Annotated in this window: 20 protein-coding genes; 10 read left to right on the forward strand and 10 right to left on the reverse strand. The window is 71.6% G+C overall.

Features of this window, described 5'->3' with window-relative positions:
• Positions 1-18 precede the first annotated feature (18 nt).
• The 3 genes from DVK05_RS02790 to cdd all read left to right on the forward strand — a co-directional run bounded on the left by DVK05_RS02790 (position 19) and on the right by cdd (position 2,943).
• Complete coding sequence (locus tag DVK05_RS02790) at positions 19-753, forward strand: MBL fold metallo-hydrolase (RefSeq protein ID WP_121561893.1); 735 nt, start codon at positions 19-21, stop codon at positions 751-753.
• A gap of 93 nt (positions 754-846) precedes the next feature.
• Positions 847-2,442 carry a hypothetical protein gene (locus tag DVK05_RS02795; protein WP_121561894.1) on the forward strand — a complete coding sequence of 532 codons (1,596 nt, stop codon included), beginning with the start codon at positions 847-849 and terminating at the stop codon, positions 2,440-2,442.
• A gap of 66 nt (positions 2,443-2,508) precedes the next feature.
• Positions 2,509-2,943, forward strand: coding sequence for a cytidine deaminase (gene cdd / locus DVK05_RS02800; protein ID WP_121561895.1), 435 nt, complete (start codon positions 2,509-2,511; stop codon positions 2,941-2,943).
• 18 nt (positions 2,944-2,961) lie between these two features.
• Here the strand turns inward: cdd and DVK05_RS02805 are convergent, their stop codons facing one another.
• The 4 genes from DVK05_RS02805 to DVK05_RS02820 all read right to left on the reverse strand — a co-directional run bounded on the left by DVK05_RS02805 (position 2,962) and on the right by DVK05_RS02820 (position 7,155).
• Positions 2,962-4,092 (reverse strand): Mrp/NBP35 family ATP-binding protein, encoded by a 1,131-nt coding sequence (locus tag DVK05_RS02805; RefSeq protein WP_121561896.1) that lies wholly within the window; start codon positions 4,090-4,092, stop codon positions 2,962-2,964.
• 170 nt (positions 4,093-4,262) lie between these two features.
• The gene (locus DVK05_RS02810; protein ID WP_121561897.1) at positions 4,263-4,562 is read right to left on the reverse strand and encodes a hypothetical protein; all 300 of its coding nucleotides are present in this window, start codon (positions 4,560-4,562) and stop codon (positions 4,263-4,265) included.
• Positions 4,559-5,890 (reverse strand): NrfD/PsrC family molybdoenzyme membrane anchor subunit, encoded by a 1,332-nt coding sequence (gene nrfD / locus DVK05_RS02815; protein ID WP_199712275.1) that lies wholly within the window; start codon positions 5,888-5,890, stop codon positions 4,559-4,561. Before nrfD ends, DVK05_RS02810 begins: the two co-directional genes overlap by 4 nt.
• A complete protein-coding gene (locus DVK05_RS02820) occupies positions 5,887-7,155 on the reverse strand; it encodes a 4Fe-4S ferredoxin N-terminal domain-containing protein (protein WP_121561898.1) in 1,269 nt (422 codons plus the stop codon). The genes nrfD and DVK05_RS02820 overlap by 4 nt, the downstream gene beginning before the upstream one ends.
• Before the next feature lie 171 nt (positions 7,156-7,326).
• Here DVK05_RS02820 and DVK05_RS02825 point away from each other — a divergent pair, with 171 nt between their 5' ends.
• Both DVK05_RS02825 and DVK05_RS02830 read left to right on the forward strand, forming a co-directional pair.
• On the forward strand, positions 7,327-8,193 hold the full coding sequence (locus DVK05_RS02825) for a nucleoside phosphorylase (RefSeq protein ID WP_121561899.1): 867 nt from the start codon (positions 7,327-7,329) through the stop codon (positions 8,191-8,193).
• Positions 8,194-8,273: 80 nt separating this feature from the next.
• The gene (locus DVK05_RS02830; protein WP_121561900.1) at positions 8,274-9,455 is read left to right on the forward strand and encodes an NAD(P)/FAD-dependent oxidoreductase; all 1,182 of its coding nucleotides are present in this window, start codon (positions 8,274-8,276) and stop codon (positions 9,453-9,455) included.
• Positions 9,456-9,567: 112 nt separating this feature from the next.
• Here the strand turns inward: DVK05_RS02830 and DVK05_RS02835 are convergent, their stop codons facing one another.
• A complete protein-coding gene (locus DVK05_RS02835) occupies positions 9,568-10,101 on the reverse strand; it encodes an Rrf2 family transcriptional regulator (protein ID WP_121561901.1) in 534 nt (177 codons plus the stop codon).
• A gap of 108 nt (positions 10,102-10,209) precedes the next feature.
• Positions 10,210-10,428, reverse strand: a complete 219-nt coding sequence (locus tag DVK05_RS02840; RefSeq protein ID WP_121561902.1) for a hypothetical protein — start codon at positions 10,426-10,428, stop codon at positions 10,210-10,212.
• Between the two features lie 125 nt (positions 10,429-10,553).
• On the opposite strand from DVK05_RS02840, the gene rocF reads away from it, so the two are divergent.
• Positions 10,554-11,459, forward strand: coding sequence for an arginase (gene rocF, locus DVK05_RS02845; protein WP_121561903.1), 906 nt, complete (start codon positions 10,554-10,556; stop codon positions 11,457-11,459).
• A gap of 21 nt (positions 11,460-11,480) precedes the next feature.
• Here the strand turns inward: rocF and DVK05_RS02850 are convergent, their stop codons facing one another.
• Positions 11,481-11,780 (reverse strand): hypothetical protein, encoded by a 300-nt coding sequence (locus tag DVK05_RS02850; RefSeq protein ID WP_121561904.1) that lies wholly within the window; start codon positions 11,778-11,780, stop codon positions 11,481-11,483.
• Between the two features lie 120 nt (positions 11,781-11,900).
• Here DVK05_RS02850 and DVK05_RS02855 point away from each other — a divergent pair, with 120 nt between their 5' ends.
• Positions 11,901-12,692: a PHP domain-containing protein gene (locus DVK05_RS02855; RefSeq protein ID WP_121561905.1), complete on the forward strand. Its 792-nt coding sequence runs from the start codon at positions 11,901-11,903 to the stop codon at positions 12,690-12,692.
• A gap of 10 nt (positions 12,693-12,702) precedes the next feature.
• On the opposite strand, the gene DVK05_RS02860 is transcribed toward DVK05_RS02855, so the two are convergent.
• Positions 12,703-13,203 carry a metal-dependent hydrolase gene (locus DVK05_RS02860; protein WP_121561906.1) on the reverse strand — a complete coding sequence of 167 codons (501 nt, stop codon included), beginning with the start codon at positions 13,201-13,203 and terminating at the stop codon, positions 12,703-12,705.
• 130 nt (positions 13,204-13,333) lie between these two features.
• Here DVK05_RS02860 and DVK05_RS02865 point away from each other — a divergent pair, with 130 nt between their 5' ends.
• Positions 13,334-14,455, forward strand: coding sequence for a pyridoxal phosphate-dependent aminotransferase (locus tag DVK05_RS02865; protein WP_121561907.1), 1,122 nt, complete (start codon positions 13,334-13,336; stop codon positions 14,453-14,455).
• 63 nt (positions 14,456-14,518) lie between these two features.
• Here the strand turns inward: DVK05_RS02865 and DVK05_RS02870 are convergent, their stop codons facing one another.
• Positions 14,519-15,778: a carboxypeptidase regulatory-like domain-containing protein gene (locus DVK05_RS02870; protein ID WP_121561908.1), complete on the reverse strand. Its 1,260-nt coding sequence runs from the start codon at positions 15,776-15,778 to the stop codon at positions 14,519-14,521.
• 116 nt (positions 15,779-15,894) lie between these two features.
• Positions 15,895-16,191 carry a hypothetical protein gene (locus tag DVK05_RS02875; protein ID WP_121561909.1) on the reverse strand — a complete coding sequence of 99 codons (297 nt, stop codon included), beginning with the start codon at positions 16,189-16,191 and terminating at the stop codon, positions 15,895-15,897.
• 132 nt (positions 16,192-16,323) lie between these two features.
• Here DVK05_RS02875 and ileS point away from each other — a divergent pair, with 132 nt between their 5' ends.
• Positions 16,324-19,476, forward strand: a complete 3,153-nt coding sequence (gene ileS, locus DVK05_RS02880) for an isoleucine--tRNA ligase (RefSeq protein ID WP_121561910.1) — start codon at positions 16,324-16,326, stop codon at positions 19,474-19,476.
• A 185-nt stretch (positions 19,477-19,661) separates the two neighbouring features.
• Positions 19,662-20,135, forward strand: coding sequence for an N-acetyltransferase (locus DVK05_RS02885; protein ID WP_121561911.1), 474 nt, complete (start codon positions 19,662-19,664; stop codon positions 20,133-20,135).
• Positions 20,136-20,139 lie beyond the last annotated feature (4 nt).

Genomic DNA, 20,139 nt, shown 5'->3' on the forward strand with positions numbered 1-20,139 from the left:
GCGGCCGGACCCGGTGACATGACGGTCCGATTCGAGGAGCTCACCGTGGAGTGGCTCGGCTACGCGACGGCGCGGCTGGAGACGGACGGGGGGCCGGTCGCCTACACCGACCCCGGTCGGTACGGCGTCCTCGACGACTACTGGGCGCGCGACGGCGACCTCGTCGTCGTCACCCACGACCACCACTACGACAGCGACGGCATCCGGTCGGTCGCGAGCGAGGACGCGACGGTGGTCATCTACGAGGCGGTCGACCCCGCGGGCATCGACCGCGACGTGGAGCCGATCGACGCGCTCGCGGCCGACTACGACGTGGTCCGCGTCGGCGAGGAGGACCGCGTCGACGTCGACACGCCGGCCGGCGAGGTCACGGTGTGGTCTGTCCCCGCCCACAACGACCCCGAGGGACCGAACGCCGACGCGGACGGCTCGGTCGCGCACCCGCCCGGCTTCGGCTGCGGCTTCCTGCTGTCGCTCGGGGGGCGCACCGTCTTCTGGCCCGGCGACTCGGACGCGCTCGACGGGTTCGCCGAGCTGGACGTCTCCGTCTTCCTCGCGAACATCGGCGGGGGCGGCATCGTCGCCGACCGGCGCGCGGCGGCCGACCTCGCCGAGGCGATGGGCCCGGACCTCGTCGTCCCGATCCACTACGACACCTTCGACCTGCTGGAAGCCGACGGCGAGGCGTTCGCGGGCGACGTGGCGAGCCGGTCGATCCCCGTCGCGCTCGACGCGCGCTCGGCGAACCAGTAGGCGCGGGAGCCGGTCGGCGCCGTCGTGGGAACCCGACCCGAACGCTCTCGCGGCCGGTGACCTTTTCACCTCCCCGACTCCTTCCCCGGTCGCATGACCACCGAGTCCGCGCTCGCCGACGGGGTCCGAGAGGCGCTTTCGGTCGACGCCGAGGCGTTCGCCGAGCGCGCGGCCGAGGAGGCCGAGATCGTCAAACAGGAGCTCCGCGACGGCTCCTTCGACAACCACCAGTCGATCGTCGGCTTCGAGTACGAGTTCTACGCGGTCGGCGACGGGCGGTGGAGCGAGGAGTCGCGGGCGGGCGAGTACGCGCTGATGCGCGTGCCGCGCCGCCTGCTGGAGCTGATGGGCTTCGAGAAGGAGCTCGGGCTCCACAACGCCGAGATGTGCACGAGCCCGCAGCCGCTCTCCGACCACGGGCTCCGCGCGCAGCTCGCCGAGGTCCGGGCGCGCCTGGAGGCCGCGGAGAACACCGCCGGCGTCGAGGGGATGCGGCTCGTCTCCGACGGCCTCTGGACCATCCCGCCCGCGGGCGAGACCGCGGAGGGCTACCTCACCGACAGCGTCGAGGTCGACGGCGTCGTCGTCGCGGTCAACATGAGCGACGCGGTCCGCTACCACGCGATGGCGAACGCGGACCCCGACGCGGCGGACGGGGACGGACCCGACGACGCGCGGGCGGCCGGCGGGCGTGTCGAGCTCTCTGCCCCCGGGGTGTCGCTGACGGCGGACACGGTGATGCCCGAGAGCCTCATCACGTCGATCCAGCCGCACTACCAGGTGGCGCACGCCGAGACGCTGCCGCGGCACTTCCGGTACGCGCTCCGGATCGCCGGGCCGCTGCTCGCGCTCGGCGTTAACTCCCCCTTCTTCCCGCCGGACCTGTACGACGACGGCTGGGACGGCGAGCGGATCCTCGCGGAGGGGGCGACCGAGAACCGCGTCCACGTGTTCGAGTCCGTCCTCAACGCCCGCACCGACGCGGACAAGGTGCGGTTCCCGCGCGACTTCCGCGACGTCGAGACCGCCGTCGACCGCATCGCGGCCGACGAGACGCTGATCCCGATGCCCGACCCGGGCGGCAGCGACCGGTTCGACGACGACTTCGCGACGTTCCGGACCAAACACGGCAGCTACTGGCGCTGGGTTCGCCCCGTCTTCGAGGGGGCGAGCCGCTCGGCGGCGAACGCGCGGATCGAGTTCCGCCCGATCCCCGGCCAGCCCACGGTCCGCGATTCCATCGCGTTCCAGGGGGCGTTCGCGGGCCTGCTGCAGTCGCTCGCCCAGCGCGAGCACCCGGTCATCGGGCTCGACTGGGAGACCGCCCGCGACAACTTCTACGCGGCGGTCGCCGACGGGCTCGACGCCGAGATGGAGTGGATCGGCCCGGACGGCCAGCACACGACCGACACCGACGCGCTGTACGAGGACTTACTCGACCACGCGGAGGCCGGGCTCCGGACCGCCGGCTGCGCCGCCGACGAGGCCGCTGAGTGGATCGCGCCGCTCCGCTGGCGCGTCGCGAACCGCACGACGCCGGCGAGCTGGAAGCGCGACCGCGTCCGCGCCCGCCTCGACGACGGCGACGACTTCGAGACGGCCGTGGTCGACACCCAGCGCGAGTACATCCGCCAGCAGGCCGACACGCTCATCGACGGCGGCTTCTCGGCGTGGGTCGACCGCGCCTGACCGGACCGGGGGCCGCCCGCGACCGCGACACAGTACAGTTATCGGCCCGCCGCGTCACGCGCCGGTATGGACGACCTGATCGCCGCGGCGCGCGAGGCCCTCGAGGCCGCCCACGTCCCGTACTCCGAGTACCGCGTCGGCGCCGCGCTGCGGACCGCCGACGGCACCGTGTACACCGGCTGTAACATCGAGAACGCGAACTACTCCAACAGCCTCCACGCCGAGGAGGTCGCGCTCGCGGAGGCGGTGAAGAACGGTCACCGCGAGTTCGACCGGATCGCGGTCTCGTCGGGCGTCCGCGACGGCGTCACCCCCTGCGGGATGTGCCGGCAGACGCTCGCGGAGTTCGCGGCCGACGACCTCGTCGTCGCCTGCGACGAGGGCGGCGACGCCGTGACGGAGTACACCCTCGGCGAACTCCTCCCGAACACGATCAGCGAGGGGACGCTCGACGACGCCGCGGCGACCCCCGCCGACGCCGGCGACGGCGACGCGGACTGACGCGGCCGGCGCCGCCCGTCACTCGGACGCCGACACCGGGTCCGGGTCCGCCGTCCCGCCCCCCGCCTCGCGGCCCTCGTCGCCCTCGGCGTCCCACTCGCCGACGCGCTCGGCGACCCGCCGCCGGTTCACCTCGCCCACGCGGTCCGCGACGGAATCGACCATCTCGAAGAGGTCCTCGCGGACCGGGCTGTCGGGGTCGCGCACCGAGGGGCCGTCCGAGCCGGCCGAGTCGAAGTCCGGGTGGACGGGGAGCCGCGAGAGGACGGGCACGCCGTAGTCGTCGCGGATCTCGTCGCCGCCGCCCTCGCCGAAGACGGCGTGGTCGTCGCCGCACTCGGGACAGCGGAACGCGCTCATGTTCTCGACGACGCCCAGCACCGGCGCGTCGTGCTCGTCGAACAGGCGGAGCCCCTTGCGGGCGTCGGCGACCGCCATCTCCTGCGGCGTCGTGACGATGACGACGCCCGCGACGGGCAGCGACTGGAGCAGGTTCAGCGAGGCGTCGCCGGTGCCCGGCGGCAGGTCGACGACGAGGTAGTCCAGCCGTCCCCACTCCACCTCGTTGACGAACTTCATCATCACGTTGTTCACCATCGGGCCGCGCAGCACCGCCGGCTGGTCGCCGTCGGGCATCAGGTGGTCGGTGCTCATCACGCGGACGCCGTCCGAGGCCGGGGGAACGATCTCCTCGTTCGGCGTGACGCCGGGCTCGTTTTCGGTCGGCAGCAGCCGGGGCACGTTCGGCCCGTGGACGTCGGCGTCGAGGATGCCGACCCGCGAGCCGCGTTCGTAGAGCCCCGCGGCGAGGTTCGCGGCGACGGTCGTCTTGCCGACGCCGCCCTTCCCGGAGGCGACGGCGATCACGTTGCGGACGCCGGGGAGCACGTCGGTCTCGTGGCCGTGCTCCTCGCGGAACTCGGCGCGGAGGTCAGGTTCGAGTCCGGCCTCCTCGATCGCCTCGCGGACCGCGTCGCCGATCTCCATCTCCGCCGGCGCGTGCGGGGCGTTGAACGCGAGCGACACCTCGGCGGTGCCGTCGCTGATCGCTACGTCGTCGACGAGGCCCATCGAGACGATGTCGTCGCCGTTCTCGGGGTCCTCTACCGCGGCGAGTCGGTCGGTGAGTTCGGCTTCGGTGAGTGTCATTGGTCTGGGTTGGACGGCGAGTCGGTTCGGATTCGGTTCGGGCGTCGAGTCGGTTCGGATTCGGTTCGGGCGTCGAGTCGGTTCGGGTTCGGTTCGGGCGTCGAGTCGGTTCGGGTTCGGTTCGGGCGTTGAGTCGGTTCGGACGCTGTACGAGTGCCGCCGGGGCCGCGTCAGAAGAACACGGCCCCGATGATCAGCGTCGCCACGAACAGGCTCCCCCACAGGACGGTCGTGAGGCCGGCGAGGTAGCCGACGCCGAGCAGCCCGGCGAACCGGTCGCTCGGGTCGCCGAGGAACCACGCCGCGACCATCGCGTACACCGGCGCGAGGACGATCCCGAAGATCAGGTACGTCCCCGGACCGACGAACGGGAGCGTGTACTCCGCGGACAGCGGGACCGCGGGCCACGCGGCGGGCGCGAGGGCCGCGACCGCGGCGAGGAGCGCCGGCGGGGGCGCGAGCGCGGTCATGTGTCCACCTCCTCGTGGTCCTCGATCGCGTGGAGCTCGACGACCGGGATCACCTTCGAGACGACGAGGAAGAACAGCACGACGACGCCGATCGTCCCGAAGACCGCCGACACCTCGACCGCCGAGGGGACGTACTGACCGGGCACGCCGTCGTACAGCGCGAAGTGCGCGTGCTGGAGCCCCTCGACGACGAACAGCACCTTCTCCGAGAGCGTGCCGAAGAGCACGCCGACGGAGATGCCGACGAGCGCGCGCAGGTCGAACAGGTCCGGCCGCAGCGCGGTCGCGAAGGCGTACAGCATCGCCAGGACGACGAGCCCGATGGCGACCCAGTACAGCGGGGTCGATATCTTCACCTCGGTCGCGTGCTGGAGCGTCGTCGGCGCCGCGAAGATCCCCGTGATCACCTGCTGGAGCTGGAGCCACAGGAAGATCAGGCTGAAGAAGCCGAGCCACTTGGCGAGCCCCCGAAAGACGGCGCGGGGGATGAGCTCCTCCCAGCCGTACGCGTACCGGAACGCGGCCGCGACGATGATGATCCCCGCGACCGCCGAGGTCAGCGCGATGGAGAGGAACGAGGGGCCCTGGACGCCGCCGGCCCAGCCCGCCATCGACGGCAGCAGCGAGAACAGCCACGGGATCACCCCGCCGTGGAGCAACAGCGGCGCCATGATGATGATCGCGAACGCGATCCACCAGACCATGCGCTCGACGACCTCGTCCTCCGTCTCCGTGTACCCCACGGTCAGCGCCGCGTACAGGGGTTCGAGGCGGTCCGGCAGCCGGTCGCGGAGCCGGTTCACGTCGTAGCGGATCGTCAAGGCGAGGTACGTTGCCGTCAGCACGAAGTAGGCCGTGATGACGGTCACGTCCCACATCAGCGGCGACCACTGGACGCGCGTCGGCCACGCCGGCAGGACGCTCGTCACCAGCCGGTCCGGGCGACCGACGTGGATGAGGATGAACGTCCCGGCGCAGGTCAGCGCGGCGATGGTGAGCAGTTCGGCGAGGCGCGCGACGGGCTGGTAGGTGTCCATCCCGAGCAGGCGCACCGCGGCCGAGAGGATGATCCCGCCGTGGGCGATGCCGACCCACCAGATGAACGCGCCGATGTACAGCCCCCACGGCACGCCGCCGCCGGAGCCCCAGTCCGAGAGGTTCGTGACGATCAGGCCGTGCCGGAGCTGCCGGCTGTAGAAGAACAGCCAGACGCCGATCAGGCCGAGCGCGACCGCGAGCGCCGCGACGTACCTCGTCGAGAACGTCTTGATCGGCCGGACGAGCGCCTCGCGGTCGACGTCGGTCACGTCGACGCCGTCGACGCTCACGCCTCCTCACCCCCGTTCGCGGCCGCGCCCTGATCGAGGACCTCCTTGCGGTCGTCGACGAGCCCCACGTCCTCGTACGCGACCGGCCCCTCGACCTGCTCGGCGTGGGGCGAGGGCTCGTTGCCGACGAACCGGACGTTCGGCTCGGTGCCGCGCTCCTCCATCAGCTTGAACGTCGAGACGGTGTGGCCCTTCCGGTTCGGGTAGTCCGACGTGTCGTTCTCCTGTCCGTCGTGGTACTCTCGGAGGTGTTGGTTCGGCGGGCTCTCCGGGTCGTTGAGGTCGCCGAAGTGGATCGCGTTCATCGTACACGCCTCCTCGCAGGCGGTGGTGCCGACCTTCTCCTCGCCCATCTGTCCGTCCTGCCGGTCGACGCAGAACGTACACTTGCCCATCACGCCCTCCGGGGGGCGGGCGCCGACCCAGCGCCCCCGGTCGTCGATCTGGTGGTCGTCGTCGACCTCGGACTCGGGCACGTCGGGCTCGCCCCACTGGAAGTAGTTGACCCCGTACGGGCACGACACCTCGCAGTAGCGGCAGCCGATACAGATGTCGTAGTCGGTGAGCACGAGGCCGTCCTCCTCGCGGGTGTGGCGGGCGCCGACCGGGCACACTTTCGTGCACGGCGAGTCGGTGCAGTGCTGGCAAGTCCGGGGGAGGAAGTTCGTCTCGTCGCCCTGCCCCTCGTCCTCGAACGAGAACACGTACATCCAGTTCGCCCCGCGGGAGAGCTTGTGCTCCTGGTTACACGCGACCATACAGGCGAGGCACCCGTCGCAGTTGTTGAGGTTGATCGTCATCCCCCAGCGGGTCCCCTCGTCGTCGCCGCCGGCGCCGGCCCCTCCGGCGCCGTCGCCGCCGGTGGTCGCGCCCGCGGTGCCGAGCCCGCTGAGCCCGAGCGCGGCCGCCGCCGCGCCCTTCTTCATCACCGACCGACGCGACTCCGCGTCGTCGCCGCCGACGCTCCGTAGGGCCTCCCCGACGCCGCCGAACGCCTCCTCGACGCGCTCGACGGCGCTCACGTCGTCCGCGTCGACCTCGTCGGGGTCGGGGATCTCCACCTCTCGGTCGTCGACGTCGAACTCCTCGAGGATCCGGTCGTGGTACCGGCGGTAGAACTCGACCTCGGAGAGCTCGTCCGCGGCCACCCGCTGCGCGTCGCGGGCCATCTCCGCGCCGAGGTCGGCGTCGAACCCGGCCTCCTCCAGGAGCCGTCTGTCCTCCTCGTCCACGGTCGTGTACATCGATTCGTCGTCGGTGCTCATGGTGGCTGTGGAGTCGTCTCCCCCCGGGAGTACGCGATCCGAGGGGTCAATCGTGACCCGGGTTCCAACGCCGCGGCAAGGGCGGCGAAGATGTTCGAACCGCTCCACAAGAGGGTCGGAGTCGCCGCCGAGCCGGAACTACTTTTAAAAACCTCACCAAACGCCGGGGACATGACCGACGAACCAGACGCCGGCGGTTCCGGCGCGGACGGCCCGGCCGCCGACGCCGAGAGCGAGGACCCGAACGACGCGGCCGGCTACCACGTCGAGGCCGCGCCCGAGGACGTCGCGGACGCCGTCCTCCTCCCGGGCAACCCCGAGCGGGTCGACAAGATCACCGCGCTGTGGGACGGCCACGAGGAGGTCGCGCGCCACCGCGAGTACCGCACCGCGACCGGGACGTACGACGGCGCGCCCATCTCGGTGACCTCGACCGGCATCGGCTCCCCGTCTGCCGCCATCGCCGTCGAGGAGCTGGCGCGCGTCGGCGTCGACACGTTCATCCGGGTCGGCTCCTGCGGCGCGATCCAGCCGGAGATGGAGGTGGGCGACCTCGTCATCACGACCGGCGGCGTCCGGCAGGAGGGGACGAGCGACGAGTACGTCCGCGAGGACTACCCCGCGGCCGCGGACGGCGAGGTCGTCTCCGCGCTGGTCGCGGCCGCCGAGCGGCTGGGCCACGACTACCACACCGGCGTGACGATGAGCGCCGACTCCTTCTACGCCGGGCAGGGCCGCCCCGGATTCGAGGGGTTCGAGGCCGCCGGCTCGAACGAGCTGGTCGCCGAGCTCCGGGACGCGAACGTGAAGAACATCGAGATGGAGGCGTCGGCGATCCTCACGGTCGCGAACGTCTACGGGCTCCGGGCGGGCGCGGTCTGCTCCGTCTACGCCAACCGCGTCACCGGCGAGTTCCGGACGGAGGGCGAGTCGCGCGCGGCCGAGACGGCGAGCCTCGCGGTGAAGCTGCTCGCGCGCATGGACGAGGTCAAGCGGGAGGCGGGCGCCGACCGCTGGCACGCCGGGCTCTCGCTGTAACGCGCCGTCCCGCCGGGGGCCGGACCGCCGATCGCGACCGTTCCAAAGCGACTTTACCCGCGGGCCGCGGAGCGACAGGCATGAGTTCACAGGTCGTGGTCGTCGGCTCCGGGTACGCCGGCGCAGGGGCGGTCAAGGCGTTCGAAGACGAGGTCGGCGAGGGCGAGGCCGATCTCACGTGGATCTCGGAACACGACTACCACCTCGTTTTACACGAGGTCCACCGAGCGATCCGCAACCCCGCCGTCGAGGACAAGATCACGATCCCCGTCGACGAGATCAAGTCGCCCGAGTCCGACTTCGTCCAGGGCCGGGTCGTCGACGTCGACACCGACGAGCGCGTCGTCGAGACCGACGACGGCACGACCGTCGACTACGACTACCTCCTCCTCGCGGTCGGCTCCACGACCGCGTTCTTCGGCATCGAGGGCCTGAAGGAGAACGCCCACCAGCTGAAGGGGCTCGACGACGCGAAGGCGATCCACGAGGACGTGCGCGAGGCGGCCGCGGACGCGACCCGCTCGGATCCCGCGCAGGTCATCGTCGGCGGCGCCGGCCTCTCCGGCATCCAGACGGCCGGCGAGATCGCCGAGTACCGCGACAAGCACCGCGCGCCGCTCGACATCAAGCTCGTCGAGGGGCTCGACGAGGTCTTCCCCGGTAACGACCCGCAGATCCAGGGCGCGCTCCGCCAGCGGCTCGAAGACGCCGACATCGACATCCTCACCGGCGACTTCATCTCGGAGGCCGACGAGGACGCGGTCTACCTCGGCGGCGGCGAGGACGAAGAGCCCGAGGAGCTCGGCTACGACGTGCTGATCTGGACCGGCGGAATTACGGGCCAGCCCGAGTTGGAGCACGTCGAGGTCGACAAGGACGACCGCTCGAACCGCGTCCACGCCGGCTCCGACTTCGCCACCAGCGACGACCGCGTGTTCGCCATCGGCGACACCGCCCTCGTCGAGCAGGGCGAGGACGACGTGGCGCCGCCGACCGCGCAGGCCGCCTGGCAGGCCGCCGAGGTCGCCGGCGCCAACCTCGCGCGCGCCGCCCGCGGCGCGCCGCTCCGCTCGTGGACCCACGAGGACAAAGGGACCGTCATCTCCGTCGGCGAGGAGGCGGTCGCCCACGACGTGATGGGCATGCCGATCAAGACGTTCGGCGGCAAGCCCGCGAAGCTGCTGAAGAAGGCCATCGCCACGCGCTGGATCGCCAAGGTCTCCTCCGCGAGCCGCGGCGTCAGCGCGTTCGGCGACATGTAAGCCCGAGCGACGCCCCACGCGCCGTCGGCTCCCGACCCTCGACGTTTCGTCGACGAATCAGTCCGCGTTCTCCGAGGATTTCTCGAACCGGTAGACGAGTCCCGCTTCTAGATCAGTGCTCGGCCGGCTCGTCGGGCGCCCGCATGTCGTCGATCCGCAGGATGAGAATGTTCGCGGTGTCGTCTTTGCCGTCGACGGTGCCGTCGATGACGAGCTTCGAGAGCGGCGTCGGGCCGACGGTGACGCTGTCGCCCTCGTGGAAGTCGCGGACCGAGCCCTGGACGTGGATCTCGGCGCGGCACAGCTCGGGGTGGTGGACGCTGGAGAGGTCGATCCCGTCGACGTTGATCCCCTCGACCTGCTCGCCCTCGTGGGAGATCGGCACGTCGGCCGGCTCGTCCATGCGCTGGATGTCGAGCGCCTCGTAGGCGTTCGAGGTGGGCTTGTAGCCGCCCTTCGGGCCGGGGACGCCCTCGACGAGCTGGAGGGCCTTGAGGCTCTGCATCTGGTTCCGGATCGTCCCGGGATTGCGGTCTACTTCCTCGGCGATCGCCTCGCCTTTCACGGCGTCCTCCTGTTCCCCGTACAGGTTGATGAGGGCCGTGAGGATGCTTTTCTGGCTCGACGTGAGCTCGATCGATGACATGGTCGCGAATACACGACGCCCCCGCTTAAATGCGATGGAATTCGCTTATAAATGATCGTGTGAAACCGCCTCGACGGCCGGGCACAGCCGGCGCAGCGCGTTCCGGGCCTACTCCCCGCGCAGCCGCTTCATGCGCACGTACGCGAGCGGGCTCGACAGCGCGACGACCACGCCGACGCCGATCAGCGCGAGCCCGAAGTCGACGGCGACGAACGACACCGCGGCGCCGACGAGCCCGATCGCCGCGCCGGTGAACGCGACCGCGATGGTCGCGCCGATCGGCTCGATGTCGCCGGGGTCGACCGAGTAGGAGTCGGAACTGCCCATGACCGCCCCGTGGCGGCCCGGGCGCAAAACGTGTCCGGTCCGGCGGGGCGAATCGCGCGTCGCCGTCGCGGGCCGCGGCCGCGTCGATCCCCACCATTCAAGCGCCGCGGCGTCGCGTACCCGGTATGACCACGGTCAGGATCATCGGCGCGCCGACCGACTACGGGGCGAACCGACGCGGTGTCGACATGGGACCGTCGGCGATCCGGTACGGCGGGCTCGCGGACCAGCTCGCCGGCGCTGGCGTCGAGGCGGTTGACGCGGGCGACCTCCCCGTCCCGCGGGCGGAGGAGCGCGACCCGGACGCGGACGCGCCCAGCGTCGGGGAGGCGAAGTTCCTCCGCGAGACCGCCGACGTGTGCCGGGAGCTCGGCGACGAGGTCGCCGCGACGCTCGACGCCGGCGACGTGCCGCTCGCGCTCGGCGGCGACCACTCGATCGCCATCGGGAGCCTCTCGGGCTCCGCGCGCGACGCGGACATCGGCGCCGTGTGGTTCGACGCGCACGCCGACCTCAACACGCCCGCGACGACGCCGTCGGGCAACGTCCACGGGATGCCGCTGGCGGCCGCGCTCGGGATCGGCGAGTTCGCGGACGCCGAGTGGGCGACCGCGCCGGGGCTCTCGCCGGAGAACGTCGCCCTCGTCGGGCTGCGGTCGGTCGACGGCGCGGAGGCGAAGCTCATCCGCGAGCGCGACTTCGCCGCGTACACGATGTCCGACATCGACGAGCGGGGGATAACGGAGGTCACGGAGGAGGCGCTCGACGTCGCCTCGGCCGGCGTCGACGGGATCCACGTCAGCCTCGATCTCGACTGGCTCGACCCGAACGCCGCGCCCGGCGTGGGGACGCCGGTCCGCGGGGGCGTCACCTACCGGGAGGCGCACAGCGCGATGGAGATCGTCGACGAGACGGACGCGCTCCGCTCGATGGAGATAGTCGAGGTGAACCCGACGCTGGACCAGCACAACGAGACGGCGGAGCTGGCGACGGAGCTCGCGGCGAGCGCGTTCGGGAAGCGGGTGCTGTAACTCGGGGGCGACGGACCCGCCTCAGACGTCCCGGTCGAGCTCCTTGACGACGCGCTGGAGGTCCGCTGCGGCCTCGATCTCGCCTTTGATCTCCTCGCGGCGCCGGACCGCCGCGGAGTCGGCGTCGTACGCGCGGACGAACTCGGCGCGGGTGTGCTCGTCGAACGCGTGGCGGATCGCGAAGTAGCCGTCCGGGACGATCGTGCCGCACACCTTACACTCGTGGCGCTGGTGGTCGTTCGTCTGGTGGACGATCGCCGCCTCCACGTCGTCGAAGGCGGCGTCGCAGTCGCCGATGCCGCACGTCCAGCGAGGGGCCATACCCGGAACACTCGCCCGAGGGGGATTAACGGTTTCCCAACTCGGCGGGGTCCCGCGACGGTCCGCCGCCCCGCGGTCCGCCCGGCGATCGCGGCACCGTCGTCGTCGAACGATACGCCTTTGCGCGGGCGCGACGACCGTGCGACCGTGACCCGATCGCAAACGCGCGTCGACGCCCACGTCAAGGTGCTCGACGACGAGGTCGTCGCCCGCGCGAAGGCCCGCGGGATCGACGCGCTCGTGTACGCGCCGCACTTCACGCGGCTCCCGACGGTCCGCGAGCGCGCGGCCCGCTACACCGACGACGAGCTGACCGTCGTCCCCGCCCGCGAGGTGTTCACCGGCGACTGGGGGAACAGGCGGCACCTCCTCGCGCTCGGGCTCTCCGACCCGGTCCCCGACTACATCACCTTCGAGGGCGCCATGGCCGAGTTCGAGCGCCAGGACGCGGCCGTCCTCGTCCCGCACCCCGGGTTCGCCACCATCTCGCTCACGCGGCCCGAGGTGGACGCGCACGCCGCCCGGATCGACGCCGTCGAGACGTACAACACGAAGCTCCTCCCCCACCAGAACGCCCGCGCCCGTCGGACCGCGAAGGAGACGGGCTGCGCCGGCTTCGGCTCGTCGTACGCGCACCTCCCCGGCACGGTCGGCGAGGCGTGGACCGCCTTCGAGGGCGACCTCGACGACGCCGCGGCGGTCGCCGAGGCGTTCCGCGAGCGCCGCCCGCGGACGGTGATCCACCGCGGCGGGATCGGCCACCGGCTCCGGGGGCTCGTCGAGTTCGCGCACCTCGGCTACGAGAACACGTGGGCGAAGCTCGACCGGATGTTCCTCTCCGGCAACGAGCCCACCCTGCCGTCGAACGTCGCCTACGAGGGCCGGTTCGACGACGTGAGCGTCTACGAGTAGCGCGTCGCGGTCACAGCCCGAACCCGGCCGCGGCGTCGGAGGCCGCCGAGAGGTCCAGGCCGAGGCTGACGACGTAGGTGTGGATCGCCCAGAACGCGGCCAGCTCTATCGCGGTGATGATCACGGTAACGAGGTCGGCGTACTTACTGCTCGTCGTCACGCCGCTCGGCAGCCCGAACTCCCGGTCCGAGAGCGGGTGGAACAGCGCGATGCCCCGGCGGCTCCCGACCACGTCGAGGACGTAGTGGGTGAACACGCCGATCCAGACGTACTGGAGGTTCCCGAAGAAGATCGGGTACGCGAGGAAGATTGCCAGCACGGGGAGGCTGTGGAGCGTCTTTCGGTGGCGCCCGAAGGCGGTGTCGACGTCCGGGAACAGCGCCCCCAACACGACGGGAACGGTGATCTCGGCGACGGTCGTCGCGGTCGCCGCGTCGAGCCCCGGTTCGACGATGAACCCGAGCCCGAGGGCGAGCAGCAGGCCGTTGAGGACGTGGCCGCGCTTGTTCATACCACCCGCTGTGCGTGTCGGTAGGTCAAACCACCGGATCGCGGTGGCTCGGCGGGACCGGGTCCCGCGCTCCGCGCGCCCGCCGCGCGCCGGTCGAAAGAGCCACGGCGACCGCGTCCGACCCGACCGTATGGAGTACGAGGAGCCGAAGTTCTTCCACGTGATGCAGTACGCCGCGGCCGCCGACGGCGACGTCATCGACATGGTGAGCGGCAACCCCGACTGGGAGCCGCCCGCGGCGCTCCGCGACGCGCTCCGCGAGTACGCCGACCTGCCGCCCGCCGACTTCCAGTACCCGCCGAGCGACGGGCTCCGCGAGCTCCGCGAGGCGATCGGCGAGCGCCGCGACGTGGACCCCGACCGCGTGGTCGTCACCAACGGCACCGGCGAGGCGAACTACCTCGCGATGGCGCGCGCGCTCGACCGCGACGCCGGCGACGAGGCGCTCCTGATGGACCCGGTGTACCCGTACTACCCGGGCAAGACCCACCTGCTCGGCGGGGAGCCGACGCTCGTGCCCACCGCCCGCGACGGGAGCCTCGACGTCGACGCGGTCCGCGAGGCCGCGAGCGAGGACACCGCGCTGATCGTTCTCAATACGCCGAACAACCCGACCGGCGCCGTCTACGACCTCGACGCGGTCCGCGAGGTCGTCGCGGTCGCCGAGGCGGCCGACGCCGTGGTCGTCGTCGACGAGGTGTACGGTCGGTTCGACCTCGCCGGCTCCTTCGAGTCGGCCCTGACCCTCGACTCCGAGCGCGTGATCGTCACCAGCGGCTTCTCGAAGTCGATGGCGATCACGGGGCTCCGGGTCGGCTACGGCGTGTTCCCCGAGGCGCACGTCGGCGACGCGAAGACCCGCCACATGCTCGTGAACGTCACCGGGGCCCGCCCCTCCCAGTACGCCGTCTACCACGCGCTCGCCGAGACGGAGCCGTCGTACTACGCCGAGTCGCGCGACCTGCTCGCGGACCGGGTCGCGGCGTTCACCGACGCGCTCGACGCGGCGGGCGCGGAGTACAGCCGCCCGGAGGGGGCCTTCTACGTCCTCGTGCGGTTCGACGGGTTCCCCGGCACGATGGCGAACGTCAAGCGCCTGATCGACGAGGCGGGCGTCGCCGGCATGCCGGGCGAGGCGTTCGGCACCGCCCGCGACGAGTGGATCCGGTTCGCGCTGGTGACGCCGCGCGCGACCGAGGCGGCCGAGCGGCTCGCGGACTACTTCGCGGACGCGGCCCCGGACTCCCGCTGAGGGACCCCGGCGGGCCGGCGGGCGCTCGTCAGCCGGTCGCTCCCGACGGCCGCCGCGACGCACTCACCGGCCGCGGATCCGGCCCGCGACGGCCAGCGCGAGGAGAGCGACCGCGGCCGCGACGACGCCGAATCCGGGGTTCTCGTCGTCGGTGGTCCCGTCGCCGCTCGACGCGTCGCCGTCGGACGCGCCGCCGTCCGCGTCGTCGGCGCTCCCGTCGTCGCCGCTCGCCGCCGACTCGTCGACGCCCACGACCGTCACCGGTTCGGAGGCGGTGTCGCCGTCCCGCGCGACGAGCGTCCGGTCACCGGCGGTCCGGATCGTTACTTCGAGCTCGCCGCGGTCGTCAGTCTCCCCGACGGCCTCGCCGTCGAGTTCGACGGTCACACCACCGACCGGCTCGTCGTAGGCGTTCCGCACGGTCACGCGCGTCGTCTCTCCGAGGAGGACGCGATCGTTCGCGGGCTCGGCGAAGAGGGCGGCGCTGCGCTGCGCGGTGGCGTTCACGCTGACCGACGACTCCTCCACCCTGACCCGCTCGGACGTGGCGTCGTATCCGTCCTTGACGACCGCGACCGTGTAGACGGCGTTCACCGGTACGGTGAGCGAGGCGGTCCCGTCGGTCACGCTCACCCGCCCGTCGAACACCGGGGAGGAGGCCCGCACCGCCCCCGTCTCGATCGGGACCGGCGGGTCGAAGTGGTCGTCGAAGACGCGCACGTCGAGCGTCGTGGTGCCTCGCTCGACGGTGACCCGGGCCTCGCCGCCGTCGCCCACAGTCACGGCGACGGACGCCTCCAGGTACCCGGGCTTCACGACGACGACCTCGTAGTCGCCGCGTTCGAGGCGCGCCGTCTCGTACCGCCCGTCCGCGTCGGTCTCGCCCCGGTCGATCGTCCGCCCGTCTTCGCGGACCCGGACGGTCGCGTCCGGCTGCGACCGGTTCTCCCCGTCGACGACGGTCACGGTCGCGGTGCCGCTCAGCGAGACGCCGAGGTCTATGTTCGTCTCGCTGGCGTTCTCGACCCGGAGCGGTCGGTTCCGGACGTAGGCGTCGTCGTCGACGTCCAACTCGACGCCGGCGCCCTCCGGGACGTCGAGGAGGACGTTCCCGTTGCTCGCCGTCGTCCCGGACGCGGTCCCCGTCTCGCCGGCGTCGGTCTCCCACGCCGCCTCGACGGTCGCACCGGCGACGGCGTCGCCCTCCCGGTCGGTCACGGAGACGGTGAGCGTCACCGGGTCGGCGGCGAGCGCGCCGCCGGTCGCGGCCACCGCGACGAACAGTACTGCCGCGGCGACCAGCGTCGAACGTCCGGCGTTCATACGCGACGGACGCGCCCCGTCAGTATAGGTATGACTCGACTACCAGCCGCGAGCGGCCTCGAAACCCGTCTTTCCGGCCGATTCGACGGTCAGAGAGACTGAGAAAACCGCCTCAGCTACCCGCCGCCGCCACCGCCGCCGTAGCCGCCCTTCCCCGCCTCGGCCTCCCGCTCGCGGCGGTCCCGGTCGTCGTCCGCGTTCGCGGTCGATCGCTCGGACGCCGACCGCTCCGACGCCGACTCGGACCCCCGCTCCGTGAGTGCCCAGCCGAGTGCGTACGCCGCGACCGCGGCGGCGACGCCGGCGGCGGTACCGGCGAGCCGCGCGCCGGCGGCGAACGCGACGGCGGCCAGCGCCGGGCCGCCGAGGAGCGCGTACCCGAGGTTCTCGCGGACGAGTCGCGGCGTCTCCATGCTCGGAGCGTCCGCCTCCCCGGAGAAGTGTCTTGTCCCGACTCGCCGCCGCCGAGCCGTTTCTGCGACTCCTTCGCTGAACCGTTCCCACGACTCCGCCGTATTCAAATACGCGCGCCCAGACCAACGCGTATGGAGCAGATCGACGACCAGTACGCGCCCGCGGACGTCGAGGCCGCGGTCGACGAGTACTGGGACGACCACGACGCCTACGAGGCGGCGAAGGAGGCGCACGCCGACGACCCGCCGTTCTTCTTCGTGGACGGCCCGCCGTACACCTCCGGGCAGATGCACCTCGGGACGGCCTGGAACAAGACGCTGAAAGACGCCGTCATCCGGTACAAGCGGATGACCGGCCACCGCGTCACCGACCGGCCCGGCTACGACATGCACGGGCTCCCGATCGAGGTCAAAGTCGAGGAGGAGCTCGGCTTCGAGAACAAGCGGGACATCGAGGAGTACGGGATGGAGGCGTTCATCGAGAAGTGTAAGGAGTTCGCCTTGGAGAACCGGGCGGCGATGGACGAGGACTTCAAGTCCATCGGCGTCTGGATGGACTTCGAGGACCCGTACGAGACCATCTCGCCGGAGTACATGGAGGCCGCCTGGTGGGCGTTCTCCGAGGTCGCCGACAACGGCCTCGTCGAGCAGGGGAAGCGGTCCATCTCGCAGTGCCCGCGCTGCGAGACCGGCCTCGCCAACAATGAGGTGGAGTACGAGGACGTCGAGGACCCCTCCATCTACGTGAAGTTCCCGCTCGCGGACCGCGAGGGGAGCCTCGTCATCTGGACGACGACGCCGTGGACCATCCCCGCGAACACCTTCGTCGCCGTCGACGAGGACCTCACCTACAACGCCGTCCGCGCGGAGAAGGACGGCGAGAGCGAGCTCATCTACGTCGCCGCCGACTGCGTCGAGGACGTGCTCGGCGAGGGGCGCTACGAGGACTACGAGGTCGAGGCCGAGCTGACGGGCGACGAGCTCGTCGGCTGGGCGTACGACCACCCGCTCGCCGACCGCGTCGCCGAGTACCCCGACTTCGAGGGCGCCGGTCGGGTGTACGCCGCCGACTACGTGGAGGCCGACCGGACCGGACTGGTCCACTCCGCGCCCGGCCACGGGGAGGAGGACTTCCAGCGCGGCACCGAGCTCGGGCTCGACATCCACTGCCCCGTGAAGCCGAACGGCGAGTTCACCGAGGCGGCAGGCGAGTACGCCGGCCAGTTCGTGCGCGACGCCAACGAGGACATCATCGACGACCTCGTCGCCGACGGGCACATGCTCGCGCACGGCACCGTCGACCACAGCTACGGTCACTGCTGGCGGTGCGACACCGGGATCATCCAGCTGGTCACCGACCAGTGGTTCATCTCGATCACGGACGTCAAAGACGACCTCCTCGACAACATGGAGGACTCGGAGTGGCACCCCGACTGGGCCCGCGACAACCGCTTCCGCGACTTCATTGAGGACGCGCCCGACTGGAACGTCTCCCGCCAGCGCTACTGGGGGATCCCGATCCCCATCTGGGTGCCGGAGGACGCCGACGCCGGCGACCTCGACGAGGACATGATCGTGATCGGCACCCGCGAGGAGCTCGCCGAGCGCGTCGAGGAGGACGTCGACCCCGAGTCGATCGACCTCCACCGCCCCTCCGTCGACGACCTCACCATCGTCGAGGACGGGACGACGTACCGGCGCGTCGAGGACGTGTTCGACGTGTGGCTCGACTCCTCCGTCGCCTCGTGGGGCACGCTCGGCTACCCGAGCGACGAGGCCGCGCACGACGAGCTGTGGCCCGCCGACCTCATCATCGAGGCGCACGACCAGACCCGCGGCTGGTTCTGGTCGCAGCTCGGCATGGGGACCGCCGCAGTCGGCGAGATCCCGTACGACGAGGTGCTGATGCACGGCTTCGCCAACGACGAGGACGGCCGGAAGATGTCGAAGTCGGTCGGTAACATCGTCACGCCGGAGGAGGCGATCGACCGGGCCGGACGCGACCCGCTCCGGACCTACCTGCTCAGCCACGACCAGCAGGGGGTCGACCTCGCGTTCGAGTGGGACGGGCTCGGCGAGATCCAGGGCAAGCTCAACATCCTCTGGAACGTGTTCCGGTTCCCGTTGGAGTACATGGAGCTCGACGGCTACGACCCCGCCGACGCGGACCTCTCCGACGGCGAGCTCGAACTCGTCGACGAGTGGGTGCTCTCGCGGCTCCAGTCCGTGGAGGCCGAGGTCGCTGAGGCCTGGGACGACTACCAGGTCAGCGACGCGGTCAACGCCGTCATCGAGTTCGTCACGCAGGACGTGTCGCGGTTCTACGTGAAGGCGGTCCGCGACCGCATGTGGGAGGAGGCCGACTCCGCCTCGAAGCGCGGCGCCTACGCCACGCTCGCGACCGTCCTCGACGAGGTGATCCGCCTGCTCGCGCCGATCGCGCCGTACCTCACCGAGCGGATGTACCAGCGGCTCGACGGCGCGGCGACGACGGTCCACGCGCTGTCGTACCCCGAGCCGGACGCCGACCTGCGCGACCCGGACCTCGAACGCGACGTGGCGGTCTTCCGCGACGTCGAGGAGGCGGCGGCGAACGCGCGCCAGCAGGCCGGCCGGAAGCTCCGCTGGCCCGTCCCGCGCGTCGTCGTCGAGACGGACGACGAGACTGTCGCGACCGCGGTCGACCGACTCGAAGCGCTGATCGTCGACCGCGTCAACGCCCGCGAGGTGGTCGTCACCGACGCCTTCGACGAACTGGTCGAGACCGCGGAGCCGCAGATGGCGGCCATCGGGCCGGCGTTCGGCGGCGACGCCCAGAAGGTGATGGAGGCGGTCCAGGGCGCGACCCGCGCGGCGGTCGAGGGCGGCGAGGTGACCGTCGACGGCGAGCCCGTCGACCTCGACGACGAGATGGTCGAGTACGTCGCGGAACCCCCGGAGCACGTCTCCGGCGCCGACTTCGAGGGCGGCACCGTCTACGTCGACACCTCGCTGACCCCCGACATCGAGTCCGAGGGGTACGCCCGCGACGTGATCCGCCGGATCCAGGAGATGCGCAAGGAGCTTGACCTGGACGTGGAGGCGCGGATCCGCGTCGGCGTCGGCGTCGACGACGACCGCGTGGCCGGCTTCGTGGACGACCACGCCGACCTCATCGCCGGCGAAGTGCGCGCCGACGCGTGGCTCGACGACCCGAGCGACGCGGCGGCCGCCGAGGACGGCCTCGTCGAGGAGTGGGACGTCGAGGACGTCACGCTCACCATCGGCGTCGACCCGGTCGCGTAGGCCCCCCGACCGAAAACGCCGTTTCTAGCGTCCGAGTGATCGGTTTCGGAGCCCCCGGCGCCCGCCCTCGCCGACCCGAACCGACGCGGACGAGACCGCCGGAGGGTCGCCTCCGCGACGCGAGTTACTGTGGGAACAATTCGCACCCCGAAACCTATAGGTGCGTTCTTTACTCACGGTTGAACATGGATGTCCGGGCGGCTCGGGCCGACGACGCCGAGGCCCTTCGCACCGCGGTCTCGCGGGCCCGCGAGGAGACGGTGTTCGACGACATCGGCGCACCGCTGCTCGACGTCTCCGCCGCCGGCGTCCGCGAGGCCGCCGCCGAGGCCGAGTGGTCGTTCCTGATGGAGCACGACGAGGAGGGGCCCGTCGGCCTCGCCATCGCGCACCCGGACCCGGACGGCACCGAGGCGGAGCTACTGGCGCTGTGGGTCCACCCGAACCGCGCGGGGGAGGGGATCGCTGGGGAGCTGCTGTCGCGCGTCGGCGGCGCGCTCGCCGACCGCGGCGTCGAGACGCTCCGGGCGACGGTGCCGGCGGACAGACCGAGCGCGACGGAGTTCTTCGTCGCACACGGCTTCGAGGCGCGCGGAACCCGACGGAGCCCCGTCGGCGACGAGGACGTGGTGGTCGCGGCCCCGCGGACGCTCGTCTGAGGCC

The organism is Halorubrum sp. Atlit-8R (assembly GCF_003666025.1).
GTDB classification, from domain to species: Archaea; Halobacteriota; Halobacteria; order Halobacteriales; family Haloferacaceae; genus Halorubrum; species Halorubrum salinarum.

Bases quoted from the DNA above. Each gene is read 5' to 3' on its own strand.
- DVK05_RS02825 (WP_121561899.1), top strand. From the start codon at position 7,327: ATGACCGACGAACCAGACGCCGGCGGTTCCGGCGCGGACGGCCCGGCC.
- DVK05_RS02840 (WP_121561902.1), bottom strand. From the start codon at position 10,428: ATGGGCAGTTCCGACTCCTACTCGGTCGACCCCGGCGACATCGAGCCG.
- DVK05_RS02835 (WP_121561901.1), bottom strand. From the start codon at position 10,101: ATGTCATCGATCGAGCTCACGTCGAGCCAGAAAAGCATCCTCACGGCC.
- DVK05_RS02870 (WP_121561908.1), bottom strand. From the start codon at position 15,778: ATGAACGCCGGACGTTCGACGCTGGTCGCCGCGGCAGTACTGTTCGTC.
- rocF (WP_121561903.1), top strand. From the start codon at position 10,554: ATGACCACGGTCAGGATCATCGGCGCGCCGACCGACTACGGGGCGAAC.
- DVK05_RS02875 (WP_121561909.1), bottom strand. From the start codon at position 16,191: ATGGAGACGCCGCGACTCGTCCGCGAGAACCTCGGGTACGCGCTCCTC.
- DVK05_RS02865 (WP_121561907.1), top strand. From the start codon at position 13,334: ATGGAGTACGAGGAGCCGAAGTTCTTCCACGTGATGCAGTACGCCGCG.
- DVK05_RS02820 (WP_121561898.1), bottom strand. From the start codon at position 7,155: ATGAGCACCGACGACGAATCGATGTACACGACCGTGGACGAGGAGGAC.
- DVK05_RS02790 (WP_121561893.1), top strand. From the start codon at position 19: ATGACGGTCCGATTCGAGGAGCTCACCGTGGAGTGGCTCGGCTACGCG.
- DVK05_RS02830 (WP_121561900.1), top strand. From the start codon at position 8,274: ATGAGTTCACAGGTCGTGGTCGTCGGCTCCGGGTACGCCGGCGCAGGG.
- DVK05_RS02805 (WP_121561896.1), bottom strand. From the start codon at position 4,092: ATGACACTCACCGAAGCCGAACTCACCGACCGACTCGCCGCGGTAGAG.
- DVK05_RS02860 (WP_121561906.1), bottom strand. From the start codon at position 13,203: ATGAACAAGCGCGGCCACGTCCTCAACGGCCTGCTGCTCGCCCTCGGG.
- DVK05_RS02850 (WP_121561904.1), bottom strand. From the start codon at position 11,780: ATGGCCCCTCGCTGGACGTGCGGCATCGGCGACTGCGACGCCGCCTTC.
- DVK05_RS02810 (WP_121561897.1), bottom strand. From the start codon at position 4,562: ATGACCGCGCTCGCGCCCCCGCCGGCGCTCCTCGCCGCGGTCGCGGCC.
- DVK05_RS02795 (WP_121561894.1), top strand. From the start codon at position 847: ATGACCACCGAGTCCGCGCTCGCCGACGGGGTCCGAGAGGCGCTTTCG.
- DVK05_RS02885 (WP_121561911.1), top strand. From the start codon at position 19,662: ATGGATGTCCGGGCGGCTCGGGCCGACGACGCCGAGGCCCTTCGCACC.
- ileS (WP_121561910.1), top strand. From the start codon at position 16,324: ATGGAGCAGATCGACGACCAGTACGCGCCCGCGGACGTCGAGGCCGCG.
- cdd (WP_121561895.1), top strand. From the start codon at position 2,509: ATGGACGACCTGATCGCCGCGGCGCGCGAGGCCCTCGAGGCCGCCCAC.